Genomic DNA, 18,993 nt, shown 5'->3' with positions numbered 1-18,993 from the left:
GTAATACCAACACCTTCCATGTAGGGTTTTATTGTTATCAATAATTTATCTTTGAAATGACCAAAGGTAGCGCTCGGCTACCTTGGTCTTAACTGGGTTCTATTAACGTTTTACCGCTTCAAGTTTCCAGATGTTGTTCACATAGTCTCGAATCGAGCGGTCTGATGTGAACTTACCAACTAGGGCGGTGTTAAGAATTGCTTTCTTAGCCCAGCCTGCTTGGTCTTTGTATTGTTTGCCCATTTCTTCATGCGCTTTCACATAAGATGCGAAGTCAGCAAGACATAGGTATGGGTCACCGCCATCTAGTAGGCTATCGAATGTAGCGCGTAGCAGGCCTGGTTGACCTGGCGTGAACTCGTCACCTGTTAGTAGGTCTAGGGACGCTTTCAGTAGGTGGTCAGCATTGTAGTAGTCGTATGGGTTGTAGCCAGCAGCTTTCGCTGCTTTTACGCCTTCAACGTCTAGACCGAAGATGTAGATGTTCTCGTCGCCCACTTCTTCACGGATTTCAACGTTCGCACCATCCATCGTACCGATAGTTAGCGCACCGTTTAGAGCCATCTTCATGTTACCAGTACCAGATGCCTCTTTACCCGCTAGCGAGATTTGTTGAGAAACGTCCGCTGCTGGGATTAGCATTTCAGCCATGCTTACACGGTAGTCAGGGATGAATACCACTTTCAGCTTGTTGCCAATGCGTGGGTCGTTGTTGATCTTATCTGCAATCTTGTTAATCGCGAAGATGATCTCTTTCGCTAGGTGGTAACCTGGCGCCGCTTTAGAACCGAAGAAACATACGCGTGGAGTACACTCGAAGTTTGGATCGTTGATAATGCGGTGGTATAGAGACAAGATGTGTAGCAAATCAAGTTGCTGACGCTTGTACTCGTGCAGACGCTTGATCATCACATCAAAGATAGCGTTAGTATCTAGCTCGATACCCATGTTCTCTTTAACCCAATCCGCTAGGCGCTGTTTGTTTTCTTTCTTAACAGCCATGAATTCTTTTTGGAATTTCGCGTCTGTTGCGTACTTGGCAATACCTTCTAGTTGCTCAAGTTTCGCTGGCCACTCAGAACCAATCTTACCAGTGATAAGGTTAGATAGACCTGGGTTACAGAACTTCAACCAACGACGAGGTGTAATACCGTTTGTCACGTTATGTAGACGAGTTGGGTACATCTCGTGGAACTCTGGGAATAGGTCTTTCTTAACTAGCTCAGAGTGAAGTGCTGCTACGCCGTTAACTGCGTAAGAACCGATTACACATAGGTTAGCCATGCGAACCATGCGGTGGAAACCTTCTTGGATGATAGAAAGCTTCGCTTGCTTCTCACCGTCACCAGGCCACATCTTACGAACTTCTTGTAGGAAGCGGTGGTTGATTTCAAAAATGATTTCCATGTGACGTGGAAGTAGACGCTGAATTAGCGACTCAGACCAAGTCTCTAAAGCTTCTGGAAGTAGTGTGTGGTTCGTGTAAGCGAACGTGTTTGCACTGATTTCCCATGCCGCTTCCCAAGTTAGACCTTTCTCGTCTACTAGGATGCGCATTAGCTCAGGGATAGCGATAGTTGGGTGCGTATCGTTAAGCTGGATAGTCTCTTGCTTAGGTAGATCCGCTAGCGAGTAACCTGCTGCTTCGTGGCGACGTAGAATATCGCGTACAGACGCTGCTGAGTGGAAGTACTGTTGCATTAGACGTAGTGTTTTACCTTTCTCGTGGTTATCGTTCGGGTAAAGCACTTTAGTGATGTTACCAGCGTCGATCAGCGCGTGCTGAGCTTCGAAGTAGTCACCATTGTTAAAGCTTTCTAGTGAGAATGGTGCGATAGCCTGACATTCCCAAAGACGTAGAGGGTAAACCGTGTCTGATTCATAACCTACGATAGGCAGATCCCAAGGCATTGCTTTTACAGACATGCCAGGAACCCATTTACGAACTTCTTTACCGTTCTCGTTTACCACTTCAACGTGACCGTAGAAGCCGATTTCTTGCGCAAGTTCTGGACGAGCCACTTCCCATGGGTAGCCTTCTACACCGCGCCATGCGTCTGGTGCTTCTTGTTGACGACCATCTTTGAACGACTGTTTAAACAGACCGTATTCGTAGTGCAGGCCGTAACCTACTGTTGGGAATTCTTGAGCGGCACATGAATCCATGAAACATGCTGCTAGACGACCAAGACCGCCGTTACCCAATGATGGGTCGCGTTCTTCTTCTAGAAGGTCTGTTAGGTTGTGACCTAGTTCAGCCATTGCTTCAGTGATCTCTTCGTAAAGACCCATGCTGATTAGGTTGTTACCAGTCAAACGACCGATAAGGAATTCTAGTGAAAGGTAGTTAACGCTTTTCGCTTTTTGGATGCGAGGGTCAGCTTCAGTAGCAAGCAAATCACAAGTTGTGAATTCAGCCAGTGCACGACCCATTGCTAGGTACCATGCGCGGCTGTCTGCGTTTTCAATAGTGTGTGCGTAAGTCACTGATAGGTGTTTCTTTACGCTTTCTTGGAACGACTTCTTGTCAAATTTTTTCTGTTGAGTAGGTTTCATTAAGAAATTCTCACGTCTTGTATTAATTCATCTGCCATACATCCTGCATTTCCCCCTGTGAATAAACATCCTCCTATTTCTCCTCCTTAACGGGAGTAGGAAGTAGGGCGTAGAGAGGGGACCATTGCGAAGTTAGTGATCCAACTCTCAACACAAGGCTCATTTAACGAGTTCTTAGTGATTAGGATCACATCACATCGTTACTTAGATTACTTTTTCAAAGTGACGATATTTATTACGCCATTTTTGCTTGTTGTAAAAACTGTCTGTTCGATCACACAAAAACAGCGAATAAAACCAAACTTCCTTTAATATGTGCGCAACTGTGCCTATACACGTTCACTACATTCGATTTTAAAGTGAGCTAAATCACAAATTAAGGGCGTAGTTGGTGGCAATTGCATCAACTCTTGAGAATTAGGAAGTGGATCAAAGTAAGAGACATTTCGGATGTCGTAACATCCACAACACATAGGAAAGTAGTATAAATATTAACCAACGCTGCCCGTTTACGTTCGTTTAAGAATTATTTTTCGCTAGCTCATGTACCTAAGTGATCTCTAGCCACATTTTTAGTCGTGCTGCATCCACGAGATGAATAGGCACCTTGTGGCAATAAAAAGTAAAAACGGATTGATTGCTAGATACGCATAAACAAAGGACATATAAAATGTGGATCCCTTCTAAACTTACTCGCCCAGGACGATTGCATAATGCCATTGTTCGCCCAAGAGTATTGGACCTACTACAACAAGCGCCCTTTTATAAGCTGGTTTTATTTCGTTCACCAGCAGGTTACGGAAAAACCACTATGGCTGCTCAGTGGCTATCAGATAAGCCAAATGTTGGCTGGTACAGCATAGATGACAGTGATAATGATGGTTTTCGTTTCGTCAATTACCTTTTGCAAGCACTGAACAAAGCAACTAATCACAACTGCTCGAACTCTCAGAAACTGGCGGAGAAGCGCCAGTTTTCGTCATTGCGCTCTTTATACAGTGAAGTTTTCGCCGAAATGGCCGATTTCCAACAAGAATGCTACATCGTTTTGGATGACTATCACCTAATCACTAATGATGAAGTCCACGAGTCCATGCGATTCTTCCTCAAGCACATGCCAGATAACCTTACTGTCGTCGTAACCAGCCGCGCAAACCCTCCTTTGGGTACCGCAAACTTACGTGTTCGAGACCTGATGATCGAAATTGGCAATGAAATGCTGGCGTTCGATATCGAAGAGACCACTCGCTTCTTTAATCAACGAATCGAGGACGGTATTGATGAGGACACCGCAAATAACCTACGTACCTATGTAGAGGGGTGGCCTTCAGCACTTCAATTGATTGCCCTCCAAGCCCAGCATCAAAATCGCACGCTGGCGCAAACAGTCGAATCAGTGTCTCAGTTTAACCATGCCCACTTATGGGATTACCTCGTTGAAGAAGTATTTGACTTACTAGATTCAGAAACGCGCCATTTCTTAATGCAAGTATCTGTCCTTGATCACTTCAACGACGGACTAGTGTTTGCCCTAACACAACGTGAAGATGCGCTGGGGATGATCGAGTCATTAAACCGTTACGGCTTATTTATCTACCCACTCGAAGGCGAGCATAATTGGTTCCGTTTCCATAACTTGTTTGCAGAATTCTTATCTCACGAACGTTTAGCTCGCATTCCTCAACAAGAAAAAGATCTTCACCGCAATGCTGCCGTCGCGTGGCTGCAACAGAAAGCACCTCACCAAGCGATTCATCATGCTCAAAAATCGAACGACAAAGATCTCGTTGTCGAAATTCTTAACGAGTTTGGCTGGAAGATGTTTAACCAAGGTGAGCTAAGCACGCTAGAGTCAGCCATTAATCAACTAGATAGCGACCTGCTATTCAGTCACCCTAAACTCACCATGCTAAGAGCGTGGTTGGCACAAAGTCAGCACCGTTACAATCAAGTCGGTCAGCTACTAGCGGAAGCAGAAGAAGAGCACAGTAAACGCGACATTGAACTGGATATTCATTATCAAGGACAAGCCAACGCGCTACTTGCTCAAGTTGCCATTAACAGCAACCAACCAGAACATGCGCTTGAACTCGCAGAATTGGCATTAAGTCAGTTAGACCACACCGTCTATCGTAGCCGCATTGTTGCAACCTCAGTCGTGGGTGAAGTAAACCACGTGCTCGGTAAACTCGACCGTGCTTTACCTATGATGCAGCAAACAGAAAAGCTAGCGCGTCAATATCAAGTTTACCATCAAGCACTTTGGGCTATTTTGCAACAAAGCGAAATCTTAATTGCTCAAGGCTATGTTCAAGCTGCATTTGAATTGCAAGACTCAGGTTTCCGTTTGATTGAAGATCAACAACTGCAACATGTTCCTTTGCATGAGTTCTTACTTCGTATCCGAGCACAAGTGCTGTGGTGCTGGAACCGCCTAGATGAAGCAGAAGAGTGCGCTTACAAAGGCCTACAAATCCTAGAAAGCCATTCACCGAGTAAGCACTTACACAGTTACTCAATGCTGGCACGAATCGCCATTGGCCGCGGTGAACTGGATAAGGCAGGCAAGTTCATCGAGCACATGCAGCATTTGATGAAACAATCGACTTATCACGTAGATTGGATGGCAAACGCCTCGTTATCTCTGATTTTGTTCTGGCAAGCACGTGGGAACACTGAAGCAATTCAAGAATGGTTAAACTCGGCAGTGAAACCAGAGTCCGCATGCAACCATTTCTCTCAACTCCAGTGGCGAAACATCGTTCGTGCCCATATCAATTTAGGCCAGTATGATGACGCTCGACAAGCGCTTGATTTCCTACAAAGCGAAGCGTCTCGAGCAAACTTGATCACAGACACTAATCGTAACTTAGTGGTTGACGCGGTTTTGGCGGCTAAGCAAAAAGATGAAGAGAAAGCAAAAACGCTACTTAAAGAAGCGTTAGTCATGACCAATCAAACAGGCATGGTGGGTAATTTCCTCATTGATGGCGCAACCATTGGTGGTCTACTTGAAAAGCTCAGCCTACGTCATGAGCTAGGCGATCTAGAACGCCATCGCGCTCAGCAATTGATGAAAGACATTTCTTCAAACCAGCGCAGTCGCTCGATTCACTTTGATGAAGACTTTATTGAGAAACTGGTAAACCACCCGAACGTACCAGAGTTGGTCCGTACGAGCCCACTGACTCAACGTGAATGGCAGGTACTTGGCCTGATTTACTCAGGGTTTAGTAATGAGCAAATCGCACAAGAACTTGATGTCGCTGGCACGACTATCAAGACTCACATTCGCAACTTGTACCAAAAGCTAAATATTGCCAACCGTAAGGAAGCAATCGTGACAGCTGAGAACTTGTTGCAACTAATGGGTTACTGATTTAGCGGATTAAATAAAGCGTAAACATAAGGGTTGGCGTAATGCGTCAGCCCTTTTTTATTACTCAATAATCTTTGAAAAGTGCAAATTGCAAAGTACGTAAGAAACGTTGTACATATATACCCAAGTAACCTCAAGATGACTAGGGATACAACAGGCAAAAAAATAGCCAACCGCAATTAGTGCGATTGGCTTATATATATTGTGAACAAATTTTATTCACTAACAACGTCAGTTGGCTAGGTGACCCTCGGCTTAAGAAGGGTCGAAAAGTATTATGCATTAAGCGTGCCAACTTTTGAAGTGCTATTTTTGGGTATAAGGTCGCATATCAAATCATTTCCCCTCTCCAACAATTGCATTATGCAAAACAAAGTTGCGAAATGAAATTGCAACATGCAACAACGCTAAAGTGATGATAATTAACTCATCAGAATTAGGCCATCTTATCTAATTACACATCCCTACAAGAAATTGAATATGAATTCATACTTTTTTGACATCAATGTTTGTATACTCACTGCCACTTACATGACTTAGTATTTGAGAAATGAACTATTTAACTACCTTCTTTAAAGGGATAGCCATGGGTGCTGCTGATGTGGTACCAGGCGTATCAGGCGGCACCATCGCATTTATAACTGGTATTTATGACACCTTGCTCGAGAGTATCCGTCGCATTAACCCTTCTCTTTTTTCAATTTGGAGAAAAGAAGGCTTCAAAGCCGCATTTAATCACATTAATGGCTTCTTCCTAATCTCATTGTTTGCGGGCATCCTTACCAGTATTGCAACGTTGGCAAAGCTGATCACGTGGCTGCTGGAAACACACCCAATCCCAATTTGGTCATTCTTCTTCGGCCTAATCTTGGTCTCTGTATATCACATCATCCGCCAAGTAGAACAACGTGATGCGATTCGCTTTGTTGCGCTGTTGGTTGGAATTGGCTTCGCTTACTGTATCACTGTACTTAAACCACTCCACATGGAACCAACGGCGATCAACACCATTCTTGCTGGCGCTATCGCGATCTGTGCAATGATTCTACCGGGTATCTCTGGAAGCTTTATTCTGCTGTTGATCGGCATGTACACTCCCGTTTTAGGTGCGGTTAAAGGCTTCCAAATTGATATCCTTGCGCTGTTCCTTGTAGGCTGTGTTGTTGGTCTTCTGTCCTTCTCTCACCTACTATCTTGGTTACTACGCAAATTCCGCGATTTAACCTTGATGTTCCTAACGGGCTTGATGATCGGCACGCTACCAAAGATTTGGCCTTGGAAAGAGACGCTAACATGGCGCACCAACTCGAAAGGCGAGCAAGTACCACTACTGCAAAATAACCTGTCACCATTTGAGTTTGAGCACATCACTTCTCAACCTTCACAACTTGTGTTGGCTGTCGTGATGATGCTGGCAGCAATCGCGCTGGTACTTGGTTTAGAGAAGTTTGCAGACTCAGACAAATAACCATAATTGCACGTCAGTAATTTTAGAAGCGGAGCCAAGGGCTCCGCTTTTTTATAGGTGTGGGTTCAAGTACATATCCCCGATTCAATTCAAAACTAGGTTACTGGGTATAGTGCACAGTTTGTCGAAGTTACGAGTTTTCATATATGCCATCTGTGCTAGGATGCACTCAATGTTAAGTGATAAGTACTGAATCTTAATGAAAGTGTTACAAATCGCAGGGATAGCCGTGGCGCTGGTCGCCGGCTTTTACGCGCCTACTCTCATCAAAAATTTTTCCTCAGCACCCGAGCCTAAATCGCTCGATGAATACTGTTTCCTTTCTACCGACCCTTGCATCCAAAATGATGTTGCGATGACGCTCAGCGCCGATACTGCTCAACCTTTGATCCCAGCGAAGCTCGAAGTCGAATGGCTAGACAGCGACGCCGATCAGCTTGTATTAAGCTTGGTTGGGCGAGAAATGGAAATGGGCGAGCCAAAATTCATGCTGAAGAAAGTGGCGCCAGGTAAATTCGTGGGTGATGTGATATTGCCCGTTTGTACACACGATGCAATGACGTGGGTTGGTGAGCTTTCAGATGGCAAAGACACCATCTATCCAGCCCTAAAAATGCAAAGATAAGGAATTGATATGAGCCGTAATTGGTCTCTCTTTCTCGTAGTTGCTTTTGTCCTCGGCTTTGGCACTAAAACTTACCTAGACGGACAAAAAAACGTCGAGAAAAAACAGCAAGTCTCAACGGAGCAAAGCGTGTTGTTTGGTGAAGGCGAGAAACCCGTCGATATCTTCGATACCAGCGATGATCGCATTCGCATCGTTTATTTTGGCTTTACACGCTGCCCGGACGTTTGCCCAACATCTTTAGCTATGCTGGCAGGCGCACTCAATCAAATTGACGATACACAAAAATCCCAGCTACGTCCGATGTTCATCTCGCTCGATCCAGAACGCGACGAAGCAGATGCATCAGCGAAATATGCTCACTACTTCCACCCTATGATTGAAGGTTTGTCAGCGCCACTCGAGGTGACGACTCCGCTTGCCCACAAGTATGGTGTTATTTTCCGTAAAACGGAACTCGAAGGCTCAGAGCTGAAATACACGCTCGACCATAGTTCTTACTTCTATTTCTTAAAGCCTGACGGCACACTCATCACCAAAGTGCCGCATACCTTAACGCCTGCGCCAATTGTCGAGGCGATAACCAAAATGACTGCAGAAGGAAAAACCAATGAAAGCTAAGCATGCAATCAAAACGTTGGCACTCTCCGCCCTACTTCTAAGCCCTTTGGCACAAGCGAATCTCAACGTGATACCACATGAGCCGTATGCGCGAGCAATGGCGCCAGGCGCTGTCACTAGTGCGGTCTTTGTCACTTTTGCTAACCGTAGCCAAGAAGACATCAATATCGTCGCGGCAGAAACACCAGCAGCGGGTAAAGTCGAACTGCACGATGTGATTAAAGAAGGTGACGTAATGAAGATGCGTCAGGTAGACCACATCACATTAACGGCAAAAGAAACCACAGAGCTAAAACCGGGCAGCCTGCATATCATGCTATTTGACCTTAAAAAGCCACTTAACGAAGGCGACGAAATCGAAGTCACTGTGACTTACGGCAACGGTCAAAAGCAAAGCTTTACCGCTCCAGTGAAGAAAGTCATGGCAGGAATGAAAAAGCACGAACATCACCACTGATTCTTGCTCGGTACATCAAGCCAAAGCTCCTCTGTATGAGGAGCTTTTTTATTCCCCCAACATTTTCTCCTATCAATAAACATAAGCTGCCCTCCCATTTCCCAATGCTAACTTTTGTGTTCTAAATCAGAGTCAATAGACCGCAGCTGAGATATAAACAAGGCTTTGCTGCCAAACGAGTTTCTCACCATGTTAAAAGCCCTTTCTCGCGTATTTAAAATGCTGACGCAAGTGAATCCAAATCTGGAACAGGACGTTGATACCATCATTGACGCTATTGGTGGCATGGATAATTTGGTGGAAACCGGTGCTTGCGCGACAAGGTTACGCCTAACTCTAAAAGACACTGCTATCGTGAATCAAAAAGCATTGAAAGCACACGGGGCACATGGTGTGGTGATCATTGATGAGCGACATATCCAAATTATCTATGGCGTAAAAGCCAATACCTATTCACAAGAGATGGAAGAACGTCGAATAAAACACATATAAAACGCAAAGGAGTTGTAAGAATCGAATCACAGCCGCTATACTCCGGCCGTTAACTCACCAACCAAGAGGAAATATGATGATTGTAATGAAAAACACTAACTGGGCAGCGAAAGGGTAAACGTCCACTTTTTCTCGTGGCTAAGCCACAACACCTCCCTTCTTTGCCCGGTCTTCACCGGGGTCAGCTCTATGCGAATTAGACCCTAATGCGATTTGTATTAAGGCGCTTTGTTGCGCCCGGGATAATTCAACAATGAATAAAACACATTCTTTTTGTGAATCACTACTTACTCAACCTAACCCACTAAAACTATTAGGTTGGAAACCATTTTTTCAACAACAACTGACGTTAGACGATTACGAAGACACACTCTTTGCACGAGTGATTGCTCACCATCGTAGTGGCTATGTCGTGGTTAGCGAACAAGGCGAAACCCACTTACCAATCCAAGCCTCGCTACCCAGCATGACCGTCGGCGACTGGGTAATATTAAACCACCAGCAACAGTTTTCTCGTTTGCTTGAACGCCGCAGTTTGTTCAGCCGTAAAGCCGCGGGCAGTAAAGTAGCCGAGCAGCTTATCGCCGCCAACGTGGATACGGTATTTATCGTGTGTTCACTCAACCACGATTTTAACCTTAGCCGAATTGAGCGTTACTTAGCACTCATCAATGAATCCGACGTCGAGCCCGTCATTGTGCTGACAAAAGCCGACTTATGTGACGATGCTGACGAGCTTAAAGCTCAGGTACAAAAGCTTGATCCTCTGCTTATGGTAGAAAGCGTTAATGGTCTGGATGAATCGAGCGTTACCAAATTGATGAGTTGGTGTGGCGAAGGCCAGACCGTTGCGTTCATCGGCTCTTCTGGGGTAGGAAAGTCCACCTTAGTGAACACCCTACTTGGCGAGCAAGAACAAGCAACTGGTGGTATTCGCGAAGATGACAGCAAAGGTCGACACACTACAACCTCTCGTTCAATCCATCTACTGCGCTCTGGTGCAATCCTAATGGACACACCGGGAATGCGTGAGATCCAGTTGGCAGACAGTGAAGCAGGGGTCAGCGAAACTTTTGCTGATATTGAAGCGCTAGCAGAAAGCTGCCGATTCAATGATTGCCAACATCAAACCGAACCTGGATGTGCGGTTCAAGCCGCAATTGAAGGTGGTTCATTGGAGTTGCGCCGCTTTACCAACTACCAGAAGTTATTGCGAGAACAAGCCCATAATGGTGCGACTCTCGCTAAGCAGCGAGCGCAGAACAAACAGTTCGGAAAAATGGTGCGCAATGTTGTGGGTGAAAAGCGTAAACGACAACAAGGTTACTAGATTGTTACATCCAGAAAAACCATAGAACATAGGAGGCTAACGCCTCCTTTTTTTATAACTTTATAAAATCACACCTTTCATAACAGACAATACTTTACAACATTTAACATCAATTAAATCAACATTGAGCAAACATTTAAACTAAAAACAAACTAAAACTAGACACAAAATATTACCAAGCTAAGATATGTGATATTCAGCAAGAAAATGGCTGGATTTATAAAAACAGGATAAGTAATCAAATTGCAGGAATGATGTATGCAACACAACAGTCTCGTTGCCCGATACGCTCGCGGTAACCTCGTTCTCCAAATCCTCGTCGGTATTGTTCTCGGTACGTTGCTCGCAACGATTGCCCCTGAGCATGCTGAAAGCGCAGGATTACTCGGTAGCCTATTCGTAGGCGCTTTAAAAGCAATCGCTCCAGTTTTGGTGTTTATTTTGGTTGCCGCTTCAATTGCGAACCAAAAGAAAAACCAGCACACTTACATGCGCCCAATTGTGGTTCTATACCTGATGGGTACGTTCTTCGCAGCACTGACCGCCGTGGTTCTGAGCTTCCTTTTCCCTACCAATCTAACTCTGGTAACCGGTGCTGAAGGTGCAATGCCACCTCAAGGCATTGCTGAAGTATTGCGAACGTTACTCTTCAAACTGGTTGATAACCCAGTAAATGCGCTAGTAGAAGCAAACTACATTGGTATCCTTGCATGGGGTGTCGGTCTTGGTCTTGCACTACACCACGCGTCTGCGACAACTAAAGCAGTATTCGAAGATCTAAGCCACAGCGTTTCTCACATTGTTCGCTTCATTATTCGTCTTGCTCCATTTGGTATCTTTGGCCTAGTGGCTTCTACCTTTGCTACGACAGGCTTTGGTGCACTTGCAGGTTATGCTCACCTTCTTGCTGTATTACTCGGCGCAATGATGGTCATCGCTCTAGTTGTTAACCCAGCGATTGTTTTTGTAAAGACAAAGCAGAATCCTTACCCACTGGTGTTCCAATGTCTACGTGAAAGTGGTGTAACCGCATTCTTTACTCGCTCAAGTGCTGCAAACATCCCAGTTAACATGGCGCTTTGTGAAAAGCTGAAACTAGACGAAGACACATACTCTGTCTCAATTCCTCTTGGCGCGACCATCAATATGGCTGGTGCTGCAATTACCATCACTACTTTAACCCTAGCTGCCGTTCACACTATGGGCATTGAAGTAGACCTAATGACTGCAGTACTGCTAAGCATCGTGGCTGCTGTATCAGCTTGTGGTGCATCTGGTGTTGCCGGTGGTTCTCTACTTCTTATTCCTCTTGCGTGTGGTCTGTTTGGTATCTCAAACGACGTAGCAATGCAGGTTGTAGCAGTTGGCTTCATCATCGGTGTGATTCAAGACTCGGCTGAGACTGCACTAAACAGCTCAACGGACGTTATTTTCACAGCAGCAGTTTGCAAAGCAGAACAGCAAAAAGCGCAATAGTACTCGCATACAAAATGTAAAAAGGGAGCCAATTGGCTCCCTTTTTTTATTTAAACTCAAAGCTACTTACTTGATGCAACTTCTTCTAATGGGAAATGCTCGCTAGGCTCAACAAACTCTTGTTGTGCCGCGATGGTTTGCAGCTCCCACTCACCGGCTTGGTGAGTCGCATTCAATACGCCATAGCAAGCATCATGACAATGCTGGAACGCTTGTTTTGGTGTCCAGCCTTTTAACAAGCCTGCGGTAAAGATCGCTGAAATCAAATCACCAACACCTACTGGTGCTTTTTCAAATTCAAATTGAGGACGCTTAGCAAGGAAAGTACCTTCCTGCGTAGCCAATAACATATTGAAGCTCACATCGGACAGACAGTACAGGTGTTTCACCAATACCACTTTGGGACCTTTTGCTAATGCGCGCTGACAAGCTTCAATCGCATCATCCAAGGTATGGATTTCCATCTCTGCAAATTGAGACAGTTCAAACTGGTTAGGGACTATCACATCAGCCATTGGCATTAGACGAGTCAATAAATGATCTGCGATACCCGGAGCAACAATACAGCCTTTGTCAGGAGCGCCCATTACCGGATCACACACATACAGAGCTTCTGGGTTAGCTTGTTTCACTTTTGCGACCGTTTCAGCAACGGCAAGACACTGCTCTGCGCTGCCTTGATAGCCCGTAAGCACTGCCTGGCATTTGTCCAGGGCGCCTATATTGCTAAGGCCACGAACCAACTCGTTGATGTCATCAGCAGAAAACGCACGACCCGTCCAACCTTCTTGATATTGAGTGTGGTTAGAAAATTGAACAGTGTGAATAGGCCACACTTCGAAACCCATGCGTTGCATTGGGAAAACAGCACTGCTGTTACCAGCATGGCCAAAAGAAACATGCGATTGTATAGAGAGGATACCTTGCATAGTACCAGACCTCTTCTTGTAATTATCAATAGTTCAAAGACAGCGGCAAGCGCCAATTTACGAAACCAGTAGTGTATCCGACAAACCTCAATTCTCTCACTCAATTCTCACCGTCTTGGTTTGAATCGGTTGGAGAGTTGGTTTTCAGTACCATTTTCTTAATTTCCATTTTGTCTTTATTGAGCGCAATTTCGAGGGTGTCCCCTTCCCTTATCCCGAGTTCACTCAGGATCACGCTTGGAATGACTACGACGGTATCGTCACCGATTTTAACAGGTTGGCTAATCATCTTTCGTCCTCCAAATGTCAAAAATGAGTTTTCACGTTATGAATGGCGAGTAATCAGGTGGTCTCCCTAAAAATAAAACAAAAGAGCCTTCCACACCGCGTATGGGAAGGCTCGATTGAAAAGCTTAGTTAGCTAAAGGTTCGTGTTTCGATGCAATCAAACCGTAGGCGCTCCAACCTAGGAAGGTTACAATAGAGCCCCACATCATTGCGTCATAGCCAGAACCGTACAGTGCGTAGAAGCTGTATACTGAACCGATCAGAGCGATAATGTTTGTCGTCTTCATTTCACGCTCAGGCACATGAGCCACTTGCTGCATAATGAAGATTGCGCCCATACATAGGATGTAAGGAACAACGTTAGTTACCACCGCTAGGTTAACCAGCGCTTCAAATTGCTCGTTCAATGTTGGTGAGATGGTCATCAAAGACAATGCAGATTGAATCACAGTGATCGCTACCATACCTTTGATAGGCGTACCGCGTTTATCAACTTCTGAGAACAGTTTAGGGAAGAAGCCTGCATCTGAAGAAGATTTGAATACTGAAGCGATAGTGAACTGCCAACCTAGTAGTGAACCTGCACAAGCAAGTACTGCCATGCCCGCAACCACTTTACCAGCCGTAGAACCTAGCATCACTGTCCATACCGTTGAGAATGGCGCTGTTGATGCTGCTAGTTCAGAGTTCGCTACAATACCAGAACAGATGTTAGTCGAAACAATGTAAACCACAGCCGCAATTAATGTACCGCCCAATACTGCAATCGGTACGTTCTTTTCTGGGTTATCTACTGCTTCTGAGTTAGCACACGCTGATTCTAGACCTAGGAACGCCCAAAGAGTCATCGCGATAGATGCACTTACCGCTTCACCAAATGGTAGGTGATGTGGGTTCCATGCTTCAACGTACATTGTTGGGCTAAAGTAGAACCAACCAACAATACCCAAAGAACAAACAGGAAGGATAACGCCCCACACAGTGAACGAACCAATTTGACCCGTGATCTTTGCACCACCAAAGTTAGCAAAGGTACAAATCCAAAGGATAGCGATGGTATACAAACACGTTTCAACTGGTGATAACGTCACTTCAAAGAAAGCAGAGCCATAACCGACACAGGTAATCGCGATCGCAATATTGGCAATCAGTAGTGACAAACCATAGGTCCAGCCGGTCATAAATGCACCCGATTTACCAAACGCGTAAGAGGCATAACCGTTCATACCACCTTCACGCTTACTAAAGCGACCACATTTTGCAAATACATACGCCAAAGCTAGTGAGCCTGCCGCAGTGATCAGCCAAGATAGAATCGAGATCGTGCCCACTTGCGCCAACTTACTTGGCAACATGATGATGCCCGAACCCGCCATGTTAATGAATGTCAAAATGGTTAACTGCACCACCGACATTTTTTTAGTTTCAGTACTCATAAATTATTCTCCACGAATAAACGGTTCGCACCAGAGCCTGATGGCTCGGTGCGAACGGGGTAGATTAATCTTTTAGGACGTAACAATGTGCAGTAGTGCGACCATTGACATCTTCTAGGTAAACACCTTGAATTTCAGGAGCGAAGCCTGGGAAGCGGTTGATGCCCTCTTCAAGTGATAGGAAGTAATCCACAACTTGTTGAGTCCAAACCTCACCTGGGATAACACATAGGATGCCTGGAGGGTAAGGAAGCGCACCTTCTGATGCGACGCGACCGCTTGCTTCTTTCAGTGATACATAGTCACACTCACCACGGAAGTATTTACGGGTTGCAACATCTGGTTTGTGAACCATTGTTGGGAAGTATTCGCTACGGAACATCGCTTTTTGTAGCTCTTTAACGTTCAGCTCTTTGTACATGTCGTGCATTTCTTGACATAGCTGACGGATGGTGTAGCCGCGGTAACGTTCTTTGTTCGCTTCGAACACGCGTGGCAGTACAATGCTTAATGGCGCGTCATCACGGATGAATTTTTCGAAGCGGTTGATCTGTGCCACTAGGTGACGGATCTTACCCATATCCTCTGCTGGAGTTAGAAGGAACAAGATAGAGTTCAAGTCACACTTCTCAGGGATGATGCCGTTTTCACGTAGGAAGTTAGCCAACAACGTTGCAGGAATACCGAAGTCTGCATAACCACCATCTTCAGCAATACCTTCTGTCGTTAACAGCAGTTTACATGGGTCAACGAAGTACTGACCTTCACCGTAGCCTTCAAATTTGTGCCATTTTGCGTTTGGTTCAAACATGAAGAACTCTTTGTTAGATGCGATTTCTTCAGTGTCGTAGCTGCCCCATGGCTTACCATTAATTTCAGCTGGTACGAATGGGCGGATCAGTTCACAACTCTTAAGGATTTCTTTACGCGCTTCGATACCTGTCTTCACAGCATCACGCCATAAACGTAAACCTGCTTCGCCGTCGTGGATCTTCGCGTTCACATCCAGTGCAGAGAACAGTGCATAGAATGGTGATGTTGATGCATGCATCATAAACGCGTTGTTGAAGCGTTTGTGGTTACAGTAACGAGCCTGTCCTTTGATGTGCGCATCTTTTTTATGGATTTGCGAAGTTTGAGAGAAGCCAGCTTGTTGTTTGTGAACAGACTGAGTTACAAGTACACCTGCGTCTTCTGGTTTCAGATCCAGTAACAGTGGTGAACAGTCTTTCATCATTGGAATAAATTGCTCGTAACCAACCCAAGCAGAGTCAAACAAGATGTAGTCACAAAGATGACCGATCTTATCCATCACGTAGCGTGCGTTGTAGATAGTACCGTCGTAAGTACCAAGCTGGATGATAGCTAGACGGAATGGACGTTCATCACGAGCACGCTCTGGTGATACTTTCGCGATTTGAGCTCGGATGTATTCTTCATCAAAACAATGCTCGTCCATACCACCGATAAAGCCCCAAGGGTTACGCGCTGTTTCTAGGTAAACTGGCGTACCACCTGCTTGGATTAACGCACCATGGTGGTTTGATTTATGGTTGTTACGGTCAAACATCACCAAGTCGCCCTCGGTCACCAACGCGTTACATACCACTTTGTTTGACGCTGAAGTACCGTTTAGTACGAAGTAGGTTTTATCTGAGTTGAAGACTTTCGCTGCGTGTGCTTGAGCTTGGTGCGCAGAGCCTTCGTGGATAAGCAAGTCACCTAAATCAACGTCGGCGTTACATAAGTCACTACGGAACAGGTTTTCACCGAAGAAATCATAGAACTGTTTACCAGCTGGGTGTTTCTTGAAGAACTGGCCGCCTTGGTGTCCAGGACAGTCAAACGCAGAGTTACCCATATCTACGTAGTGAGTCAATTGTTTGAAGAATGGAGGAAGCAAACGACTTTCATATTTAGTCACCGCTTCATTGATTTGACGGCAGTAGTACTCGATTGATTGTCTTTCTAAATCAATCACACCTGTCAACCAAACATAATCTTCTGCTGAAACTGGAGTTTCATCAATAACTAGGAATACAGGAATGCCATAGCCAGTTTCAGAAATTGCTTTATGTAGACCAGCTTTAATATCTGTAGAGGTAATAATAGCTGCGCCAACATCTGTTAATTCAACATGATCTAATGGTTGTAGGGATCTATTGTAGGTTTCATCCAGAGATTCAGACAATAAACTAAAATCTTCTGGCATGTAATTACTAACACCAATTACTAAACGATTCATTTGGAATATCTCTTATTTGTTCTTTAAAAACGACAGGTACAGATATTACAAAGGAAATTAATATTTAAAATTCAAAAAACAAATTTCGTGACTATATGTTCATTATTAAAAGACTTATTTTATCGAAATTAAATTTCGAGACTTTAATCACTTTTAAACCACGAGGCTGATGATATTAGATTTGGTTATTATTGAAACTAATCATTAAAATTGTGTGATTTAGACTGCTATTATTGAAAAACAAATATTAGGAAAATAAAATTTTGCGATTTCAATCACTATATATGACTTGGCGTTGTAATATTAGTGATTATCAACAGATGAAATTTAACCAAATTTAAACACATAACAAAAAAGCCATCAACACAAACGCTGATGGCTTTTTACTTTGAATGGTAGGTTAATACAAAATCAATTAAATAAATGGCTATCGAGTTTTACTCCACCATTTGACCATTGCTGGTAGCGCTTAACGGCAATGCCCGATGAATACATCGTATGTTTACAGTCCATACACTCAACGAAGTAAAGCCCACTCATACCTGCCATCACATGTAGCCTTCGACTATCGCAACGCTTACAGGACAAACGTTGCACCTTAGAGTTCACATCAACTCTACGTGCAAAGTTAAGCGTTTCATGCGTGCACAGTGCCTCTACGGCGCTGTCTTTGAAAGGGTGTTCACTCAGCAAATGGTTAATCGCATAATCGTAAACAGGGGGAATCGAAGATTTGCCACTCTCTATATTGGTTATCTTAGCAACGGAAACACCCAACAAAGACGCAAACTCCACTTTGCTGTATTCCAAGATAAACCTTGATGAGATGAACTTATCTGCACTAATGATTCTCAACATACACAAATCTCTACTAAAGTATATCTAGGAGGCTAAAGCAACCTCCGACTCTATACTAAAAATGTTAAATAAAATCACTTCCTAAATCTTTTAGAACTGCGTTCTATATTATAATTCGCTAGAGACCATACTAAAGGCATGAGCTTTCAATATAAGTCAGAATATAAAGTTTGCTTTTACTAATACAAAAATTAATAGCTGCTATTAGTTAAACTAATTTGTATCCATTAAAGTTATTAATTTGTCATTTATTGAGCAAACTTACTTTTTATTTTTAGCGAACCTGATTTGAGCTATATTAGGTTAAAGAAACAAGGGGGGAATTCCCTCTATACAAGAAAAACATTTACAAAGCAGATCATGTTTCCATTTTATGTTGAAATAAGAACAGAAAGTGTACGCTATTAAATATCCACTCATTAACAAAAAATAATATTTCTACATTTTTAGGATAAAAATTTTAAAGGCAGAAGTAGCTATAAATTAACACTAGTGTAAGAAATACTTTAATATGCAACTACTCTAACCGTGTATCACTATCGTGACTTCAAGATGCAGAGTTCAGCGTGTTGTCATTGATTCGAATTTAAGGACAACAGCACAGTGTAATAGCGGGCACTCTCCAAGCTGTTTAACACAGCGATTCTTTAAAAAAGAACGCGGGTCTATAACCCGCTCCCGAAGGACGAGCTGTCTTGGCTCGTATACTCGGATTCTTGACATAGACTCACTAGACCTTCAATCACCGCTCGCCTACAAACCATATCATTCTCACTGAACCTAGCATTTCGACGTAACTTGGGTATAGCAACAGATATAAAAATGTATGGTCC

14 protein-coding genes are annotated in these 18,993 nt (G+C 44.1%); 8 read left to right on the top strand and 6 right to left on the bottom strand.

Features of this window, described 5'->3' with window-relative positions:
• Positions 1-102: 102 nt before the first annotated feature.
• On the bottom strand, positions 103-2,556 hold the full coding sequence (locus KIV41_RS18505; protein ID WP_045390686.1) for a glycogen/starch/alpha-glucan phosphorylase: 2,454 nt from the start codon (positions 2,554-2,556) through the stop codon (positions 103-105).
• Positions 2,557-3,226: 670 nt separating this feature from the next.
• On the opposite strand from KIV41_RS18505, the gene malT reads away from it, so the two are divergent.
• The 8 genes from malT to sstT all read left to right on the top strand — a co-directional run bounded on the left by malT (position 3,227) and on the right by sstT (position 12,404).
• Entirely contained in the window at positions 3,227-5,935 is a 2,709-nt protein-coding gene (gene malT / locus KIV41_RS18500) for an HTH-type transcriptional regulator MalT (protein WP_045390683.1), read from the top strand.
• Positions 5,936-6,485: 550 nt separating this feature from the next.
• Complete coding sequence (locus tag KIV41_RS18495; protein WP_045390680.1) at positions 6,486-7,403, top strand: DUF368 domain-containing protein; 918 nt, start codon at positions 6,486-6,488, stop codon at positions 7,401-7,403.
• A 199-nt stretch (positions 7,404-7,602) separates the two neighbouring features.
• Positions 7,603-8,028, top strand: a complete 426-nt coding sequence (locus tag KIV41_RS18490) for a hypothetical protein (RefSeq protein WP_285337349.1) — start codon at positions 7,603-7,605, stop codon at positions 8,026-8,028.
• Positions 8,029-8,037: 9 nt separating this feature from the next.
• Entirely contained in the window at positions 8,038-8,649 is a 612-nt protein-coding gene (locus tag KIV41_RS18485; RefSeq protein WP_285337348.1) for an SCO family protein, read from the top strand.
• On the top strand, positions 8,639-9,106 hold the full coding sequence (locus KIV41_RS18480) for a copper chaperone PCu(A)C (RefSeq protein ID WP_285337346.1): 468 nt from the start codon (positions 8,639-8,641) through the stop codon (positions 9,104-9,106). The genes KIV41_RS18485 and KIV41_RS18480 overlap by 11 nt, the downstream gene beginning before the upstream one ends.
• A 189-nt stretch (positions 9,107-9,295) precedes the next feature.
• On the top strand, positions 9,296-9,598 hold the full coding sequence (locus KIV41_RS18475; protein WP_138942529.1) for a glucose PTS transporter subunit EIIB: 303 nt from the start codon (positions 9,296-9,298) through the stop codon (positions 9,596-9,598).
• A 253-nt stretch (positions 9,599-9,851) separates the two neighbouring features.
• A complete protein-coding gene (gene rsgA / locus KIV41_RS18470) occupies positions 9,852-10,928 on the top strand; it encodes a ribosome small subunit-dependent GTPase A (RefSeq protein ID WP_285337344.1) in 1,077 nt (358 codons plus the stop codon).
• Between the two features lie 258 nt (positions 10,929-11,186).
• On the top strand, positions 11,187-12,404 hold the full coding sequence (gene sstT, locus KIV41_RS18465; protein ID WP_010450605.1) for a serine/threonine transporter SstT: 1,218 nt from the start codon (positions 11,187-11,189) through the stop codon (positions 12,402-12,404).
• Between the two features lie 62 nt (positions 12,405-12,466).
• Here the strand turns inward: sstT and pdxY are convergent, their stop codons facing one another.
• The 5 genes from pdxY to KIV41_RS18440 form a co-directional block, all read right to left on the bottom strand.
• Positions 12,467-13,333, bottom strand: coding sequence for a pyridoxal kinase PdxY (pdxY, locus tag KIV41_RS18460; protein WP_285337343.1), 867 nt, complete (start codon positions 13,331-13,333; stop codon positions 12,467-12,469).
• 100 nt (positions 13,334-13,433) lie between these two features.
• Positions 13,434-13,622: an AbrB/MazE/SpoVT family DNA-binding domain-containing protein gene (locus tag KIV41_RS18455; RefSeq protein ID WP_010450600.1), complete on the bottom strand. Its 189-nt coding sequence runs from the start codon at positions 13,620-13,622 to the stop codon at positions 13,434-13,436.
• 124 nt (positions 13,623-13,746) lie between these two features.
• Positions 13,747-15,057 carry a putrescine-ornithine antiporter gene (potE, locus tag KIV41_RS18450; RefSeq protein WP_010450598.1) on the bottom strand — a complete coding sequence of 437 codons (1,311 nt, stop codon included), beginning with the start codon at positions 15,055-15,057 and terminating at the stop codon, positions 13,747-13,749.
• A 64-nt stretch (positions 15,058-15,121) separates the two neighbouring features.
• Positions 15,122-17,302 (bottom strand): ornithine decarboxylase SpeF, encoded by a 2,181-nt coding sequence (gene speF / locus KIV41_RS18445; RefSeq protein WP_010450596.1) that lies wholly within the window; start codon positions 17,300-17,302, stop codon positions 15,122-15,124.
• Between the two features lie 411 nt (positions 17,303-17,713).
• Complete coding sequence (locus KIV41_RS18440) at positions 17,714-18,160, bottom strand: helix-turn-helix transcriptional regulator (RefSeq protein ID WP_010450595.1); 447 nt, start codon at positions 18,158-18,160, stop codon at positions 17,714-17,716.
• Positions 18,161-18,993 lie beyond the last annotated feature (833 nt).

The organism is Vibrio sp. D401a, assembly GCF_030248515.1.
Taxonomy (GTDB): Bacteria; Pseudomonadota; Gammaproteobacteria; order Enterobacterales; family Vibrionaceae; genus Vibrio; species Vibrio rotiferianus.
The sequence above is the reverse complement of the archived record's forward strand: the minus strand, read 5'-3'. Positions and strand labels throughout refer to the sequence as shown.

What these genes read in the sequence shown, in the direction of transcription:
- KIV41_RS18505 (WP_045390686.1), bottom strand. Translation starts at nt 2,556, where the DNA reads ATGAAACCTACTCAACAGAAAAAATTTGACAAGAAGTCGTTCCAAGAA.
- pdxY (WP_285337343.1), bottom strand. Translation starts at nt 13,333, where the DNA reads ATGCAAGGTATCCTCTCTATACAATCGCATGTTTCTTTTGGCCATGCT.
- KIV41_RS18475 (WP_138942529.1), top strand. Translation starts at nt 9,296, where the DNA reads ATGTTAAAAGCCCTTTCTCGCGTATTTAAAATGCTGACGCAAGTGAAT.
- KIV41_RS18480 (WP_285337346.1), top strand. Translation starts at nt 8,639, where the DNA reads ATGAAAGCTAAGCATGCAATCAAAACGTTGGCACTCTCCGCCCTACTT.
- speF (WP_010450596.1), bottom strand. Translation starts at nt 17,302, where the DNA reads ATGAATCGTTTAGTAATTGGTGTTAGTAATTACATGCCAGAAGATTTT.
- KIV41_RS18495 (WP_045390680.1), top strand. Translation starts at nt 6,486, where the DNA reads ATGAACTATTTAACTACCTTCTTTAAAGGGATAGCCATGGGTGCTGCT.
- KIV41_RS18485 (WP_285337348.1), top strand. Translation starts at nt 8,038, where the DNA reads ATGAGCCGTAATTGGTCTCTCTTTCTCGTAGTTGCTTTTGTCCTCGGC.
- malT (WP_045390683.1), top strand. Translation starts at nt 3,227, where the DNA reads ATGTGGATCCCTTCTAAACTTACTCGCCCAGGACGATTGCATAATGCC.
- potE (WP_010450598.1), bottom strand. Translation starts at nt 15,057, where the DNA reads ATGAGTACTGAAACTAAAAAAATGTCGGTGGTGCAGTTAACCATTTTG.
- sstT (WP_010450605.1), top strand. Translation starts at nt 11,187, where the DNA reads ATGCAACACAACAGTCTCGTTGCCCGATACGCTCGCGGTAACCTCGTT.
- KIV41_RS18490 (WP_285337349.1), top strand. Translation starts at nt 7,603, where the DNA reads ATGAAAGTGTTACAAATCGCAGGGATAGCCGTGGCGCTGGTCGCCGGC.
- KIV41_RS18440 (WP_010450595.1), bottom strand. Translation starts at nt 18,160, where the DNA reads ATGTTGAGAATCATTAGTGCAGATAAGTTCATCTCATCAAGGTTTATC.
- rsgA (WP_285337344.1), top strand. Translation starts at nt 9,852, where the DNA reads ATGAATAAAACACATTCTTTTTGTGAATCACTACTTACTCAACCTAAC.
- KIV41_RS18455 (WP_010450600.1), bottom strand. Translation starts at nt 13,622, where the DNA reads ATGATTAGCCAACCTGTTAAAATCGGTGACGATACCGTCGTAGTCATT.